Here is a 15450-nt window from a genome sequence, read left to right on the forward strand (position 1 = left end):
AAAGTCATAGGAAAAACAGCCTAGCGTCTATTAGCGAGAAGCCACTTTGTGGCGACGAAGCAATCTAATGAATGTGGATTGCTACTACACTCACGTGGTCTCGCTAATAGACGTCTTGTACTTTTCTGCAATTTTTAAATGCTATACGTAAGGTGAATTAAGTAAGTCTATTCGCTTTACACTCCGTGACGTTCTATTATTTGGCTTTTTATCTCTGCAATAGCTTTAGCTGGATTTAAACCTTTCGGACAAGTTTTTGTACAGTTCATAATCGTATGACAACGATATAATTTAAATGGATCTTCTAAAGCATCTAAACGCTCTCCTGTATACTCATCCCTAGAATCAGCAATCCACCGATAGGCTTGTAGTAAAATCGCAGGTCCTAAATATTTATCACCATTCCACCAATAACTTGGGCAAGAGGTGGAACAACACGCACATAATATGCATTCATATAAACCATCCAGTTTGTCTCTATCCTTAAGAGACTGCAATCTTTCAGTATTGGAAGGTGGCGGACTGTCAGTTTTTAGCCAAGGTTCTATCGATTCATATTGAGCATAGAAATGCGACATATCAGGTACTAAATCTTTTACTACCTTCATGTGCGGTAGAGGATATATCTTGACATCACCACGAATTTCTTCAATAGCCTTAATGCAGGCAAGTGTGTTAGTTCCATCTATATTCATCGCACAGCTACCACAAATTCCTTCACGACAAGAACGCCTAAAAGTCAAGGTAGAATCTATTTCATTTTTTATTTTAATTAAGGCATCTAGAACCATTGGACCTGTTTTGCATAGATCTAACTCATAAATATCAATTCTAGGGTTTTCTTCAGAATTTGGGTCATATCTATAAATTCTGATATTACGTAACTTAACCGCTTCTCCAGAATGTTTATATGTAGTACCTTTACGGACTTTAGAATTAGGTGGTAATCTAAGTTCTGCCATGTTTATTCCTTATCTAAAATTCTAACTATATTTCAGAGCAATTTAAAAGTTGTAATCAATGGTGAAAAGATGTCATTCCCGCGTAGACGGGAATTCATTAATATCTAATACTACAGTTGTAGTTACTCACAATGTTGTCCCTGCGTAGGTAGCGGGATATAAGAAACTGTCCTTTTAAGCTATTTAGACTTTTTTAGCCCCCTACTTTCCTTTCGCAGGGGTGACATCAAGCACATTGCCTACCGTAGCCACGACTTTTCAATTATCCTGCTGTCCTTTTCTGATTTAGTTTCTTAACTTTTACAGTACCACCATAATCATTTTTTATTGGAAATAAATTTTCCTCTTCTGAATTCATTGATCTATCACTCAGCAAGTTTTTAATCTGCTGACCAGACAATGTCTCATGTTCAATCAATAATTTAGCTAACAAATGAAGTTGATCAATATGTGTAGTTAATATATTTTTGGCAAAATCATAACCTTTTTCAATAATTTTTCTTACTTCTGTATCAATTAATTCTGCTGTATGTACAGAAGTATGACCTGCTCCCCTACCACTAGTATATAGATCTTCATTACTCGAACCATGATATACTGGTCCTATTGCATCACTTAACCCCCAGTCCGTTACCATAGCTCTAGCCATTTGGGTTGCCATTTTAATATCTGAAGAAGCCCCAGAAGTAACTTTATCTCTGCCAAAAATAAGCTCCTCAGCTACCCTGCCAGCCATTGCTACCGCTATATCAGCTTCCATTTTATCACGTGGCATAGAAAAACGATCATTTTCAGGAAGCCGCATAACCATTCCAAGTGACCTACCCCTTGGAATAATAGTTGCTTTGTGAATTGGATCAGAAGCAGGACAATACAACCCAACCAATGCATGCCCTCCCTCATGATAAGCAGTTAGTTTTTTCTGCTCATCTGACATAACCATAGAACGTCTTTCTACGCCCATTAACACTTTATCTTTTGCCTCTTCTAAATCTGCCATACTTACTTCTTTTTTGCCCTTGCGAGCAGCAATTAATGCAGATTCATTGACAAGATTAGCAAGATCTGCTCCTGAAGATCCAGGAGTTCCTCTAGCTATGATTCTAGCGACTATATTTGAGGCACATTTTATTTTCTTCAAATGTACTTGTAAAATTTGTTCTCTACCATCAATATCTGGATTAGGAACAGTAATTTGGCGATCAAATCTTCCAGGTCTTAGCAATGCTGAATCCAATACATCCGGTCTGTTAGTTGCAGCAATGATAACTACCCCTTCATTATCCTCAAACCCATCCATTTCTACCAGCATTTGATTTAGTGTTTGTTCACGTTCATCGTTGCCACCACCCATACCAATACCTCTGTGGCGACCTACTGCATCTATTTCGTCAATAAAAATTATGCAAGGAGCATTACGTTTACCTTGTTCGAACATATCACGGACACGGCTAGCACCAACTCCAACGAACATTTCAACAAAATCAGAGCCAGAGATACTAAAGAATGGGACATTTGCCTCGCCGGCTATAGCTTTTGCTAGGAGAGTTTTACCTGTTCCAGGTGATCCTATAAGCAAACATCCCTTTGGAATTTTACCACCAAGTTTTTGGAATTTGCTTGGGTCTCTAAGGAAATCAACAATTTCAGTTAACTCTTCTTTAGCTTCGTTAATTCCAGCAACATCTTTAAAAGTAATTTTCGGACCTTTATCTGAAACTAGTTTAGCTTTAGATTTACCAAAACCCATGGCTTTTCCTCCACCTTGCATTTGACGCATGAAAAATACCCACCCACCTATCAAAAGAATCATTGGAAACCACGAAACAAATATGTTAAACAACAAGTTCATTTTTGTATCAGGTGGTATTATTTCAATATGAACCGAATTGCTGTTTAGGCGATTTATTAGATCTGGATAGTCAGCAGCATAAGTTGAAAAAGAAGATCCATCGCTGAGAGTCCCCTCAATCATTCTACCCTGAATTTTAACAGCACTAATTGCTTTCTCATCAATTTTGCTTAAAAAATCTGAAAAAGCGATATTACTTTTTCCTCCAATAAAACCATCATTTTGAAATGCATGAAAAACAAGTATCATTAAAACAAAAACCGACACCCAAATTAAAACATTCTTACCTTGATTATTCATCTATGACTCACCTAACAGAAATGCGTAAAACGCGATATAAAATTGGGAGAGAAAGAAACACTAAGACTTCTCCTCAAACCTTGGTCATTATAATACGATATATGGGGTATGGCTATAACTTTTTCAAGTATCTTGACTACTGGTAGGGTGAATAAAATAGCTATATGATTGTTAAAACTTGCGTCTTTCAGTATTTTAAAATCTAAATCTTGCCTTATTTTACTATAATCCTTGATCGTTAGGTTACTGATCAAATAGCCTGAATTATTAGACCTCTTGTATAATTCTACTCCTGCTGGTAATTTGGACGTCGGGGCTAGACTCGAATCCTCACATATGTTTGAGTATGATGTGGTTCTGCGTTCCGGATCTCCTGCAAATTCCTGAGCTAGAGCGAATTCTAAAAGAGGTCTATTGATATAGAAATGAAATCTACCATCCCATGCATCTACATTATTAAGCCTAATATCTATAGGTAAATTCCTACCAAATTCTCGGTAAATTATTAGATTATTACTAATTTTTTTAATCACGCAACCATGGAGTGTCTTAATAAAGTCTATTTTTTGTTGTAATAGTTCTGTTATCATACTTATTGAGCCTGATCTACTAGTGCGGTTCTTACCGCTAATAATGATAAGTACAAAACTGATTACCTGTAGTGTTATTGCACTAGAAAATTCTGCAAACTTTAATAAATTTACAGTAGCAAAACCAAAATCATAAATTTTTACTGATTCTGCGATGCAATCAATCAATTCCGGTTGCCATTTCTCTTCTACTACTTGGTTAATTCTAGATTGTTGAGAAGTTATTTGATTCTTTATATATTCTCCTTCTAGGGATAGCTTTTTTCTAATGATATTTCGTTGATATTTATCAGATTTATTAGATTCATCTTCAAACCATTTTATATTATTGGTAACTAAATATGCAATTAACTGTTGTTTCGGAATGTTAAACAATGGTCTCACTATTTTAACATTATTATACCAATTAATATTGCTAGCACTAAGTCCAAATAGACTACTTTTTTTTTCTAATCTCAGACAATAATTTTCAATATAATCATCCAAGTGATGTGCTGTTAAAATTGTCAATATATCTAATTTGCTACACAAATCAGTCATTAATTTATAACGACCTTCTCTAGCCCTTGCTTGTAAATTAGAAAAATTATTTTGGTGATCGAAATGAAGCTGGTGATATCTATGTCCCAATTTATGGCTTAACTCTCGTACATACTCATGCTCCAACTTAGCCTGCTCTCGTAAATGATGATTAACTAACATCACTACTAGCTTAATACTATTAGTGCTAGCCCATTTATGTGTTAACATTAAAAGGGCTATGGAATCAGAACCACCTGAAATAGCCAATGCGATAGACCTCAGGTGAGGTCTATCAACTAGCTTTTCAATATTCTGCTGAAATTGTTCATAAAGCATTATTTAGGCAAATATTTTTTGTCAATAGAGCTAGTATCCTCTTGGTTTTTATCTGAATTTTTGCTTAAGGATAGTATTCTTTTTTTATAGTCTCGTTCTTTGGCAAGATAATTTTGAGCTTCTTGTGAGATTTTTTTATATAATTCACGTTTTTGGCTATTAATTTTAGCCACTTCTATTCTATATTTTGTTATTTCTTCTCTTAGTTCTGCTGAAATTCCCGCAGCATAAGACTTGAAATCATTCTCAATTTTTTGCAATTCATCATTAGTGCCACTACTACTAATATTAGTTTTATTGGCATTTGATTTTGCAGTTGTTGTACTTGCTAAGCTATTTGAACTTAGTAATAGTAATCCTATTATAGTAGTAATTAATCTATTTTTTTTTATCATCATATGCTCCTAAAATGTTTTTATATATTTTTTGCTAAACGTGAAATCTAGCAAAATTTAATATACACTATAATAATCCTATTTAGTCAATCATAAAGATACTGAAATAATCTTTTTAACAGCAAATAATATCATAATTTTTAATATATTATTATATTTAGAATATTAGCTATTAAATATAATAATTTCATTTGATATTAATCGATATTTTATGTAAAGTAGTTGAATGCAACAAATTTGTTAATGTACAAGGAGGAAGAATATGGGACGTAACAAACATAATCAGGGAGACTGGGCTAATCATTTCCGAAAATATAATTTTTCAAAACAAGATAAACCTCTTTCTAAAGAAGTAGAGCCTCTTAAGTTATATACAGATAAAGATATGCTGTTATTGACAACTCTTTCTATGATTCGTCCTAACTCGATAGATGATAAAGATAATCTGTCAGCACATTATATTGCAAAACGTGCAATAAGTGAGGGTTACACAAATGCTGGTTATACATTAGAAAATACTACTACTCCTAAACATAATACTCCTGAAAAATCAACTTCTCACAATCAGGATATAGTCAATTCAGGAGGATTTGGTGCTAGGAGCGATGGAGCGACGCCTATATGTAATAGGCGAGCGACGAGTGACGACGTCACCAACTTCTCATCAATTGACTATAGTGGGACAATAATGTTAAGCATAGGTAGCACAGCTACTGGTTGTGTTATTATAGGTTTTGTCGGGATTGCTGCATGCAAAGCATATAAAAGTTTTGGCAGTAAGAACAAAAACGTTAATCACCCAACAGAAGTATGTAAAAGTTCTGATAGTAAGAACGAACATGTTGATTACTCAGTAGATACTAACTTGTCAATAATAACAATACCACTAGAAGAGATTCAAGATATATCTTTAGCAGGTAATACAACAACGCAGGTAGAATAGTAATAAAAATAAAGACCTCTTGCATAATTCTACTTCTGCTGGTAATTTGTGCGTCGGTACGGTACTCGAATCCTCACGTACGTTTGAGTACGCTGCGGTTCTGCGTTCCGGTCCTCCTACAAATTCCCTAGCAGAAGCGAATTCTGCAAGAGGTCTAATATTAGTATCAATTCTTCGCTGCTTTCAAGAATTATTTTTTGAAAGTAGCATGGATGAGCCGTAGTCACGTATATCTAATTCTAGAAGGTTTTAGGCAAAAACGATCATTCCTAGCTAAAAGCGGGAATCCAAAAAATAACCTGCAAAGGCTATTAGATATTATGGATTCCAGTTTTTAGTATAAGAATGATATCAGGAGCGGTAAAACTTATGTTTATATCAACTATTGATTATATTTTTTAATTACCCTGCTCAAATTCATGCTTATTCTTCTTGACACTAAAGACAATAAGCTTTAATATGTAGCCCTAGCCAATAAATAAGTAGGTTAGGCCTTATATGGCAGTCATTTCTAGAATTCTTTCGTATTTTTCTATAACTCACAATACATCCTCACCCTCAAAATTAACAAATAAATTATTAGAATATATTTGGCCTGTTGAAAGACATGAATTATCCAAATTTCTATATATAACATTATTGATGTTTTGTATTTTGTTTATACAAAACATTATCAGAGCCTTAAAAGACAGCCTTGTTAATACTATGATTGGTACTGAAACTGTATCATTTCTCAAATTTTGGGGTGTTCTTCCTTCTTCATTTCTAGTCATGATGATCTATGTAAAATTAGTAAATAACATGAAAGGTGAAAATATCTTCTACCTTATACTGTCAATTTTTCTAATATTTTTTGCCTTATTTGCTTTTTATATTTTTCCTAATCATACAATATTTCATTTGAGTAGTGAGCATGCAAGCATTTTAATAAAGTCTTATCCTAATTTGAAGTGGTTTATATTACTTTTATCTAATTGGAGTTTTTCCCTATTCTATATTATAGCAGAATTATGGCCAGGTGTGATGTTTGCATTACTCTTTTGGCAGTTTGTTAATAATGTCACTTCGGTAGAACAATCGAAAAGATTTTATCCTTTATTTGGACTCTTGGCACAAACAGGTATTTACATATCAGGCAAGTTTTTAGAAAATTTAGCTTATTTCAATCAATATTTAATTAGAAATTTTGACTTAAAACATACAAATACAGAACTTTCAGTACAAATTATCTTAGTCTGTGTACTTGTTCTTGGTATAATAGCAGTGGCAACTTTTTGGATGTTAAACCATAAAATATTAGCTAAAGATCAGGTAGAACAACTGAAATTTTCGGTCAAGAAGCAATCAATAACTCTTGTGGAAAGTTTTAAAATGATTATCGCTTCAAGATATATTAGACTAATTGCTACACTACTTATTTGCTATGGCATAGCTATAAATCTAGTTGAAGGACCTTGGAAGGCATCAGCTGCAAAAATTTATAAAACGCCAACTGAATTCGCTGCTTTTGTTGGCAACTATCTAAGTATTACTGGCATATTTACTATTCTATTTGTTATTCTTGGTTCTAATATTGTAAGAAGGTTGGGTTGGTTTACAGCAGCAATTATAACGCCAATAATGGTTTTTGTAACTGGTATGTTATTTTTTGCAGTATCCGACTTTGATGGATTTGCTGCCTTAATTGTGGTTAGCTTTATGTTAACCGACCCTTCTTTGATTGCTATTACAATGGGACTGATCAATAATGTGTTAAGTAAATCAAGTAAGTATACTTTATTTGATTCTACTAAAGAAATGTCATATGTTCCTTTAGATACTGAACTTAAAACAAAAGGTAAGGCAGCTGCCGATATAATCGGCACTAAGCTTGGAAAGTCAACAAGTGCATTTCTCCAATCTTTAATATTTATTATTATGCCTTCTGCAACTTTTCAATCCATCTCTATCTATTTAATGGTAGTCTTTGGTATAATCTGTATCATATGGATTTGGACAGTTAGAGAATTAAGTAAAGAGTACAATAATATAACATCATGAATCTTAGACATTATTCCTTAAATCTAAGATAACAACTAATAGCTACAACTAGTAGATGTAATTTAGCATATTAATTTTTAACTCCTGCTCTAAAATAACAATTAGATCATCAGAGGATTTTGATTTCCATTTACCAGCAACATAATAAAAATGGTAAGGACCACTAATCGGTGAAGATAACCAAATTTCTTTAGCAGCTGAGTGTTTGTTAATAACAAATACTCCTTGGTTAGTAGTTAGGGTTAGAATATCACCTTGAAAATCAATATCGATAAGACAATTCTTATCTTCTGCCTCAATTGTATCGGCAATTAAAGATATTGTTTTTTCAGCCAATTTGGCAAATTCAGTATTGTCCATACTTAATGCTCCTTTAAACTTTTGCGATACATCTCAACGTACTTATTGTGATCGTTAAGGTTATTGGAAAAATTATGCCCTCCCATAATGTTAACAACAAAATATAATGAATCAATTTTAGCAGGATTTACTACAGCTTCTAAAGATTTTATTCCAGGGCAAGAAATAGCTCCAGGTGGTAAATTAAAGACATAATATGTATTATAGGGTGATTGGATAGCTAAGTCTTTTTTAGTTAATCGCCTTGCTAGTTTATCTTGCCCAAGTGTTATAGCATAAATCGTCGTTGGATCTGCTTGCAATTTCATATGTTTGGTAAGGCGATTTAGAAATACAGCAGCAATCAAAGGTTTTTCTGCGTCTAAGCTAGCTTCCTTCTCCACAATGGATGCTAAAATTAAAACGTCAAGACGGGTTTTTAATGAGGAATTGGGTGATAATTTTTCCATGACTTTGTCAAGATGCAGGGACATTAATTTTCGCATTTTATCAATGATCTGCTCTTTTTGATCACCATATGAAAAAAAATAAGTAGATGGCATTAAAAATCCTTCAGGAATTGTTCCTAGAATCTCACCAATTAAGCGTTCTTCATTATTAATCTTTTGTATTATTTCATGTACAAGCAGACCCTCAGGTATAATCATTTTATGAATAATCGATTTGCCACTGGACAATATTTTTAAAGTTTGCATTGGAGAAATATTTTGAGTAAAAGTATATTCCCCACTTTTTATAGGATGTTTTAATGAATATATTTTTGTAAGAAATGCAAATAAATAAGGATATTTAATGATTTTGTTATCATTTAATATCGTGGTAATTTGATCAATCGACAATTTAGGCTTAATTATTAGAGTTTTACTTTCTGCAAGTAAACCAGGTACAAATAAGTAAAATATACAAAAATTGATTCCGCTGATCAGCAAAATCAATGTAATAGTTACAAAAACAAATTTTATTTTTAGTATTTTCTTAAACAAGCTATACCTAATTAGAATTAGATGATTTCAGAAGATTATAACATAACCTCAACTATCGATGTAATAAATTAATAATAGGCGGAACAGTAATATAGGTAGTGATAACATTTAAATAATATGTTATGATGCAGATAATTAACATTCATAAAAATTATTAATATGCAAATACAGAAATGCTATCGCGTTATTTTTCAAACCTATGATCAATCTAATCCTCTAATTTAGTTAAGGAATATAATCAAATGCTAAGATATGATTTGTATAGAAGTGTACATAAGTTCATTCGTAAGAAGCTGTACCAGTTCGGAGAGGAGCTAGGTAAAACAGATTTTCGAAAAATAGCAGCTGTAATTGGTATTAAAGATTCTTTTAATAATATTGCATTTGATCTAAAAATGCATGCACAAAAAGAAGAAAAATATTTTACCCCATTGTTTAATGAAAAAGGATCAACCGTGCATAAGCATGTTGAACAAGTACATTACGACTAGGAAAATGAGCTGATGGAGTTTCAGGGGATTTTTGAAAATGTGATAAAAACAGTGGATGATGAAGAAAGGGTTATACAAGGCTGCCATATCTGCTCCTTATATGATAAGTTTTTGTCTAACAATCTTCTGCATTTTTATCAAGAAGAAACCATATTAATGCCTGAATTATGGCATCTTTATTCTGATAAAGAGTTGCAGCAGGTTACCGTAGATAGTTATAGAGGTCTGCCTAAACATGTTTTATTAGATAGCTCGAGCTTCTTCCCGGTTTTGAATTTTCTTGAAAAACGTACTTATTTACAAGATATTAAAGAAGCTTGCTCACCTGAAATGTTTCTTGAAATTTGGAAGCGTACATTAGTCTCAGAAGGCTGTTTCACTAATGATGAAAAATCTGCTTTTGCCATGGAGTTTGATTTGCCCTTAAAAGACACTACTGCAGACAGTACAGAACTTGTGAAACCGTAATATATTTAGTGATTTCAACATATTTACGCTGCATTTAATACAGCAGTTTGCCACTTATGCGACTCATTTTCAAGCTCTTTTCTCTCTCGAAGTTGAGTCGCAAAACTGCTTTAAGAATGCATTTTTCTGATATTCTAGCCAGTTTTGGATTGAAATTTTTAATTTTAATCCAAAACTGAGGTAAATAGGAATTAAATGAATGAATTACAACAACAAGCATCTGACCCAAAATATTCTGTTTGGGTTTCTGCATCAGCTGGTACAGGCAAAACCAAAATTTTAACAGATAGGGTGCTGCGGTTACTAATTAAGGGAGTTCCATTTGAAAAGATTCTATGCTTAACTTTTACTAATGCAGCCGCCCTTGAAATGCAGAGTAGGATTAAAAATAAGCTTGCTAAATTTGCTGCAAACGAAACCACTAAATTAACTGAAGAGTTAGGTTTATTACTTACTAGAGAGGCTTTAAAAAGTGAGGTACAATATACCAAAACTTTATATCACAGACTACTAAACTCTGAAGATGGTATTCATATTTATACTATCCATGCTTTCTGTCAGAAGATGCTTAAATTATTTCCTTTTGAAGTTGGTATTAATCCAAAATTTCAGATTCTTGACGAGATTACAGCACAAGGGGTTCTTAGCAAAATAAGAAACCAAATCTATTTAGATCAGACTTATAATGAGCTGATTAGTTTTTTTTTGACAAATTTCCATGAAACAACTATCAATGATATTTTCTCTGAAATAATCCAGCAAAAAATTAAGTTTAAGAAATTATTTGCCAAACAAATGGATTCTGTAGAGTACGATACTCAAACTATTTCTGCACAATTATTAAATATTTATGATCAAGCTAAGCAATTATTGGCAAAATACTCAATAGCTATTGACCTAGATCAAGAAATTCAACAATTTTTTCTTACTAAAGAAAACCTTAAGCGTAAGAACATATTGCCTAAATCTGTGGCAATGAAGTACCCAAAGTTATTGAATGAACTTGAATATATTCAAGAGAAAATTTTTCAGCTAGATCAACAAGCTAAAATGCAAGATATGGAGAATTACTCAAATTCATTACGTAACTTGGCAAAGATTTTTCTTGATAAATATGATTCCTACAAAACCAGGCATAGTTTGCTTGATTATGATGATTTAATTTATCTTACGCAGTTATTATTAACGGATAATGCTGCAAAAAATTGGATAGCTTATAAACTTAATGGCGGGATTGACCACTTGCTTGTTGATGAAGCACAAGATACTAGCCCAGAACAATGGGACATTATCACTGCAATTATAGCAGACTTTACTTCTAGCACTAAGCAAAAAAGTACTATTTTTGTTGTAGGCGATGAGAAACAGTCGATTTTTAGCTTCCAAGGAGCAGATATTAGTTCTTTTAGTTATGTTAATGAAAATTTGTATAAAAACCTATCTGATGCAAATAAGAATTTCAGAAATATTACCCTCCAGTGGTCTTATAGATCTACTAAAGAAATTATTGATATTGTCTATCTAATTTTTCAACAAATTAAACATACTACCCCACAATTATTTACATCTGATAACCCTAAAATTTTGCCATTTCGTCAAACTCATAAAGGTAGAGTTGAACTTTGGCCATTAGTTAAGGATGAAAAAGAGAGTAAGTTGTTTTGGCCTTTACTGGAAGAGCATAATAAATCCAAATCTGCTCAGCAATTACTTGCACAACAAATTGCTAGTTTTATAAAAAGCCAAATAGCAAGTCGAAGAATCCTGCCTGCTACTAATTCCGCAGTCAAAGAATCAGATTTTATGATTTTGGTACGCAAGAGAGATGAGTTGATTTTTGAGATTATTAACTGTCTTAAGCAACATGGTTTACCAGTAGAAGATGTTGATCGGATTACTTTAAATAAAAGTTTGTCAGTATTAGACCTAATGAGCATAGCGAAATTTGTACTACTACCTCAAGATGATTTGAATTTGGCTAGTCTGTTAAAATCACCAATAATCGGCATGAGTGAACAGGCACTACAAACTATTGCAATTTCTCGAGGCAAGAATTCTCTTTGGGGTTACCTACAAACTGTCCAAGACTATGCAAGTATATATAAGAAACTGTGCCATTTCTTGCAGCTATATAAGGTTGCCAATTGTGAGAATTTTTTTTCACTTATTGTCGATTGTTTGGATGTTAGAAAAGTTTTAGTTGAGGCTAATGGATTTGATAGTAATGACGTAATAAATGAATTGATATATTTGAGTAGCAATTATGCTAATAATATAGATAGCTCTTTGCAAAGCTTTGTTTATTGGTTTGAAAATAACAAAATTGAGATTAAAAGAAACTTAGAATCGTCAAGTAAGATAAAAATTATGACCGTGCATGCTTCTAAAGGTCTGCAAGCACCTATTGTTATTCTGTGCGATACTAGTTCAGTAACAACTAATAGTAATAAATTCATTTGGGACGAAAATCAAGTGTTCTCTACCACTCAATCAGCTAATAGTCCAGAATTCTTTAAAGCTCTTAAAGAAAAAGAACAGCAAAAAGACTTACAAGAATATATCAGACTACTTTATGTTGCAATGACTAGAGCCGAAGATCATTTAGTGATATGTGGTTATCAGTCAAGTAGTAAGCTGTCACAAAATTGTTGGTATGAGTTGGTTGCTAGGACTATGAATATGCACGGGAAGGTACAGGAAAATGGTATTATAGTTTATGAATCAGTTATTGAAGGAAGTGGAAATGGGCAGAAATCTAAAGAAATAGACCAAAAAGGTGCTTTAGATATTCTATATCCCGCACCGAAGCAGGATGACATCAAGGAAAGCAGGAATGACATTGAAGGTAGTGGGAATGATATTGAAGATTGGATACCAAATCTTTTTTTAATTAATAAAATCACCAAAAATACAAAGCAAAATTATTCAGTCAATTCTCCTATTATAGTTAATGATCATTTAGAATATGGTAAGATATTTCATAAAATTCTAGAAGATGCCACAAAGATCAATGATTTTTCTATGATGAATAAACATCCGTTTATTCACAAGTTACCAACAACTCTGCAAGAAAAGATTCATAGCAATATTGATAAATTACTGAATAATATAGAATTTATGGCACTTATTTCCCAAGAGCTAAAAACTGAAGTGACGATAGGGACAACTCTAAATGATGAGGTTAAGATAGGAAGAATTGATTTACTTGCCATTGATACGGGAAAAATAACCATTATTGATTATAAATCCGATGCTGGTCCACCTAAAACCTGTCAATTAGTTAAGGAATTTTATATTGATCAGTTGAATTTTTACCAACATATAGTAGCAAAACTATATCCTAACAATGAAATTATTTGCAAAATTTTATGGCTAGAAAATGCCAATTTTATGACAATTGGTTAACCTTTAACCAATAATACACAGGTAATATGACAAAATTAGTGAGAGATTCAGTTCCGCAAATTATCTTAAAATCTGGTCGAATACCAGTCTTTCGTATTGCAGAATTGGCTGAGTATAAACAATTATTAAGACAGAAACTTTCTGAAGAGGTAGAAGAATTTTTAGAAAGTGAATCTATCGAAGAAATTGCTGATATCATAGAAGTACTTGAGGCAATATGTAATAGCAACTCTTATAAATTAAAGGATATACTAAACATTAAAAAGCACAAAAAAGATACCAATGGTGCTTTTGACAATAAAATAGTTTTAGAAAAAATAACCATAAAAACCTAAGCTACTCAATAACAATCAAGTGAGTCAATTATTAAAGGGCTGGTGACTAATTTCAAAGATTATAGTGATACAGCGATATTGCGATGTTTAGAAATTAGATGTTTATTTGGGCTTAAGTTACGCCAAACTCAAGGTTTTATAAATTGGCTATTTGAGATGTCTGGTTTATCAATTAGATGCTCGGACTATACAACGTTAAGTAAGCGTATGAAATTACTAGATATCAAGTCTTTACATGGTAAGCAAGATAAAGAATTTGATTGTATTTCTATGGATAGTACAGGCGTACAAACCTATACAGGTAATGAATGGCTAGGAGAATAAGCATGGGAAAAGATATAGCCGTAGGATATGGAAGAAGCTCCATATTGTTGTAAATGATAAGGGAATAATCCTAGCTGATAGCACTACAGAACATAACACAGGTGACATATCTCAGATTGAGCCATTGCTGATTGGTATCAGGGCTAAAGATTTCCTCGGGAATTCAGGGTATGACGGTGAAGCTGTATATCAATTGTTGAGAAAGAAAGGAATGAAGCCAGTTATCAGACCTCCCAACCATTCATTATCAGTTAAATTACACAAGCCTAAAACAGAGAGAGATAAAGCTGTAAAATATCAACGAAAGAGGGGATATCAAGCATGGAGAGTAAAGAATAGTTATGGCCGAAGGAAGAGCGTAGAAAATACGCTTTTTCGTTTTAAAACTTCTTTTGGTAGCAAGTTTTTATCAAGATATCAACGATTTGAGTAGTATTTATGATATAATGACTAATTTAATCAACTAGTCTATTAGTTTAATTATTAATGTTAAGTTTTAAGCAAAAACAATTGAAAAAGATTAACTTATTTTAGTTTAATATTAAAATAATAATTCAACTAATAATGTGACTAGAAACTATTATTTCTCATGTAGGTTTTATTTTGGTTTTTTTAAGAAATCGCCCTAGTTTTTATGATAAATTGACAAATATCTCAGTACAGGACAAAGAGATTAACAAGGTGATAATCGAAGTAAAGATGGTGTTATGGGCTTAATAAATTTTGTTATAACTTCCATCATTTCTTCAATATTCAAAAATATTCTCTGCAAGTAATCTAAGCCATACCTGAATAAGGAGATAGACTTTCTACCGTGTTTTTTAAGCTTTATGGGTCTGATAGAATTTTGCCATTGACCCACAACATAAGCAAAAGTAAATGCTATAGCAAGTAAACCAAGCAATTTACTAATTCTATCTAAATGTATTATATGGGTGTTTTCAAAGTTAAATCCTCGTGTTTTAAGGCAAGCAAAAAGATTTTCTATTTCCCATCTTTTTTTATATATATTTAGTGCTATATTAGGGTTATCATTGGTAGCTATGATTACTAATTCTCCTTGATCATTACGCAATGCCGCTACAGATACTTTAGGTCCTTTATAATTCTTACCCAAATATCTTTTTCCTTTAAACAACATATA

At 32.5% G+C, this 15450-nt stretch carries 15 protein-coding genes and 1 pseudogene; 9 read left to right on the forward strand and 7 right to left on the reverse strand.

The window, feature by feature from the left end; translation table 11 throughout:
* Positions 1-176 precede the first annotated feature (176 nt).
* The 4 genes from AAGD45_RS02020 to AAGD45_RS02035 all read right to left on the reverse strand — a co-directional run bounded on the left by AAGD45_RS02020 (position 177) and on the right by AAGD45_RS02035 (position 4957).
* Positions 177-962, reverse strand: a complete 786-nt coding sequence (locus tag AAGD45_RS02020) for a succinate dehydrogenase iron-sulfur subunit (RefSeq protein ID WP_341761774.1) — start codon at positions 960-962, stop codon at positions 177-179.
* 262 nt (positions 963-1224) lie between these two features.
* Positions 1225-3114, reverse strand: a complete 1890-nt coding sequence (ftsH, locus tag AAGD45_RS02025; protein ID WP_341761775.1) for an ATP-dependent zinc metalloprotease FtsH — start codon at positions 3112-3114, stop codon at positions 1225-1227.
* 11 nt (positions 3115-3125) lie between these two features.
* On the reverse strand, positions 3126-4562 hold the full coding sequence (tilS, locus tag AAGD45_RS02030; RefSeq protein WP_341761776.1) for a tRNA lysidine(34) synthetase TilS: 1437 nt from the start codon (positions 4560-4562) through the stop codon (positions 3126-3128).
* Entirely contained in the window at positions 4562-4957 is a 396-nt protein-coding gene (locus AAGD45_RS02035) for a hypothetical protein (protein WP_341761777.1), read from the reverse strand. The genes tilS and AAGD45_RS02035 overlap by 1 nt, the downstream gene beginning before the upstream one ends.
* Positions 4958-5219: 262 nt before the next feature.
* Between AAGD45_RS02035 and AAGD45_RS02040 the strand changes: the two genes are divergently transcribed.
* Positions 5220-5900, forward strand: coding sequence for a palindromic element RPE2 domain-containing protein (locus AAGD45_RS02040; RefSeq protein WP_341761778.1), 681 nt, complete (start codon positions 5220-5222; stop codon positions 5898-5900).
* Between the two features lie 498 nt (positions 5901-6398).
* Positions 6399-7940 carry an Npt1/Npt2 family nucleotide transporter gene (locus tag AAGD45_RS02050; RefSeq protein WP_375332607.1) on the forward strand — a complete coding sequence of 514 codons (1542 nt, stop codon included), beginning with the start codon at positions 6399-6401 and terminating at the stop codon, positions 7938-7940.
* Positions 7941-7988: 48 nt separating this feature from the next.
* On the opposite strand, the gene cyaY is transcribed toward AAGD45_RS02050, so the two are convergent.
* A complete protein-coding gene (cyaY, locus tag AAGD45_RS02055) occupies positions 7989-8300 on the reverse strand; it encodes an iron donor protein CyaY (protein WP_341761779.1) in 312 nt (103 codons plus the stop codon).
* A gap of 2 nt (positions 8301-8302) precedes the next feature.
* Positions 8303-9271 carry an endolytic transglycosylase MltG gene (gene mltG, locus AAGD45_RS02060; RefSeq protein WP_410521081.1) on the reverse strand — a complete coding sequence of 323 codons (969 nt, stop codon included), beginning with the start codon at positions 9269-9271 and terminating at the stop codon, positions 8303-8305.
* 254 nt (positions 9272-9525) lie between these two features.
* Here mltG and AAGD45_RS02065 point away from each other — a divergent pair, with 254 nt between their 5' ends.
* The 7 genes and pseudogenes from AAGD45_RS02065 (at position 9526) to AAGD45_RS08695 (ending at position 14739) form a co-directional block, all read left to right on the forward strand.
* Positions 9526-9774, forward strand: a complete 249-nt coding sequence (locus AAGD45_RS02065; protein ID WP_341761781.1) for a hypothetical protein — start codon at positions 9526-9528, stop codon at positions 9772-9774.
* Between the two features lie 39 nt (positions 9775-9813).
* Positions 9814-10242, forward strand: coding sequence for a hypothetical protein (locus AAGD45_RS02070; RefSeq protein WP_341761782.1), 429 nt, complete (start codon positions 9814-9816; stop codon positions 10240-10242).
* Positions 10243-10437: 195 nt separating this feature from the next.
* A pseudogene (locus AAGD45_RS02075) lies at positions 10438-12915 on the forward strand (UvrD-helicase domain-containing protein); the annotation flags it as partial.
* Positions 12916-12921: 6 nt separating this feature from the next.
* On the forward strand, positions 12922-13647 hold the full coding sequence (locus AAGD45_RS08690) for a PD-(D/E)XK nuclease family protein (protein WP_410521082.1): 726 nt from the start codon (positions 12922-12924) through the stop codon (positions 13645-13647).
* 26 nt (positions 13648-13673) lie between these two features.
* Positions 13674-13982 (forward strand): nucleoside triphosphate pyrophosphohydrolase, encoded by a 309-nt coding sequence (locus tag AAGD45_RS02085; RefSeq protein ID WP_341761783.1) that lies wholly within the window; start codon positions 13674-13676, stop codon positions 13980-13982.
* A gap of 42 nt (positions 13983-14024) precedes the next feature.
* Positions 14025-14306 carry a transposase gene (locus AAGD45_RS02090; protein WP_341761784.1) on the forward strand — a complete coding sequence of 94 codons (282 nt, stop codon included), beginning with the start codon at positions 14025-14027 and terminating at the stop codon, positions 14304-14306.
* A gap of 64 nt (positions 14307-14370) precedes the next feature.
* Complete coding sequence (locus AAGD45_RS08695; RefSeq protein WP_410521083.1) at positions 14371-14739, forward strand: transposase; 369 nt, start codon at positions 14371-14373, stop codon at positions 14737-14739.
* A gap of 240 nt (positions 14740-14979) precedes the next feature.
* Here the strand turns inward: AAGD45_RS08695 and AAGD45_RS02095 are convergent, their stop codons facing one another.
* Entirely contained in the window at positions 14980-15447 is a 468-nt protein-coding gene (locus AAGD45_RS02095; protein ID WP_341761047.1) for a transposase, read from the reverse strand.
* Positions 15448-15450: the final 3 nt, after the last annotated feature.

The organism is Candidatus Tisiphia endosymbiont of Thecophora atra, assembly GCF_964026395.1.
Lineage (GTDB): Bacteria > Pseudomonadota > Alphaproteobacteria > Rickettsiales > Rickettsiaceae > Tisiphia.

What these genes read in the sequence shown, in the direction of transcription:
- AAGD45_RS02020 (WP_341761774.1), bottom strand. Translation starts at nt 962, where the DNA reads ATGGCAGAACTTAGATTACCACCTAATTCTAAAGTCCGTAAAGGTACT.
- ftsH (WP_341761775.1), bottom strand. Translation starts at nt 3,114, where the DNA reads ATGAATAATCAAGGTAAGAATGTTTTAATTTGGGTGTCGGTTTTTGTT.
- tilS (WP_341761776.1), bottom strand. Translation starts at nt 4,562, where the DNA reads ATGCTTTATGAACAATTTCAGCAGAATATTGAAAAGCTAGTTGATAGA.
- AAGD45_RS02035 (WP_341761777.1), bottom strand. Translation starts at nt 4,957, where the DNA reads ATGATAAAAAAAAATAGATTAATTACTACTATAATAGGATTACTATTA.
- AAGD45_RS02040 (WP_341761778.1), top strand. Translation starts at nt 5,220, where the DNA reads ATGGGACGTAACAAACATAATCAGGGAGACTGGGCTAATCATTTCCGA.
- AAGD45_RS02050 (WP_375332607.1), top strand. Translation starts at nt 6,399, where the DNA reads ATGGCAGTCATTTCTAGAATTCTTTCGTATTTTTCTATAACTCACAAT.
- cyaY (WP_341761779.1), bottom strand. Translation starts at nt 8,300, where the DNA reads ATGGACAATACTGAATTTGCCAAATTGGCTGAAAAAACAATATCTTTA.
- AAGD45_RS02065 (WP_341761781.1), top strand. Translation starts at nt 9,526, where the DNA reads ATGCTAAGATATGATTTGTATAGAAGTGTACATAAGTTCATTCGTAAG.
- AAGD45_RS08690 (WP_410521082.1), top strand. Translation starts at nt 12,922, where the DNA reads ATGCACGGGAAGGTACAGGAAAATGGTATTATAGTTTATGAATCAGTT.
- AAGD45_RS02085 (WP_341761783.1), top strand. Translation starts at nt 13,674, where the DNA reads ATGACAAAATTAGTGAGAGATTCAGTTCCGCAAATTATCTTAAAATCT.
- AAGD45_RS02095 (WP_341761047.1), bottom strand. Translation starts at nt 15,447, where the DNA reads ATGTTGTTTAAAGGAAAAAGATATTTGGGTAAGAATTATAAAGGACCT.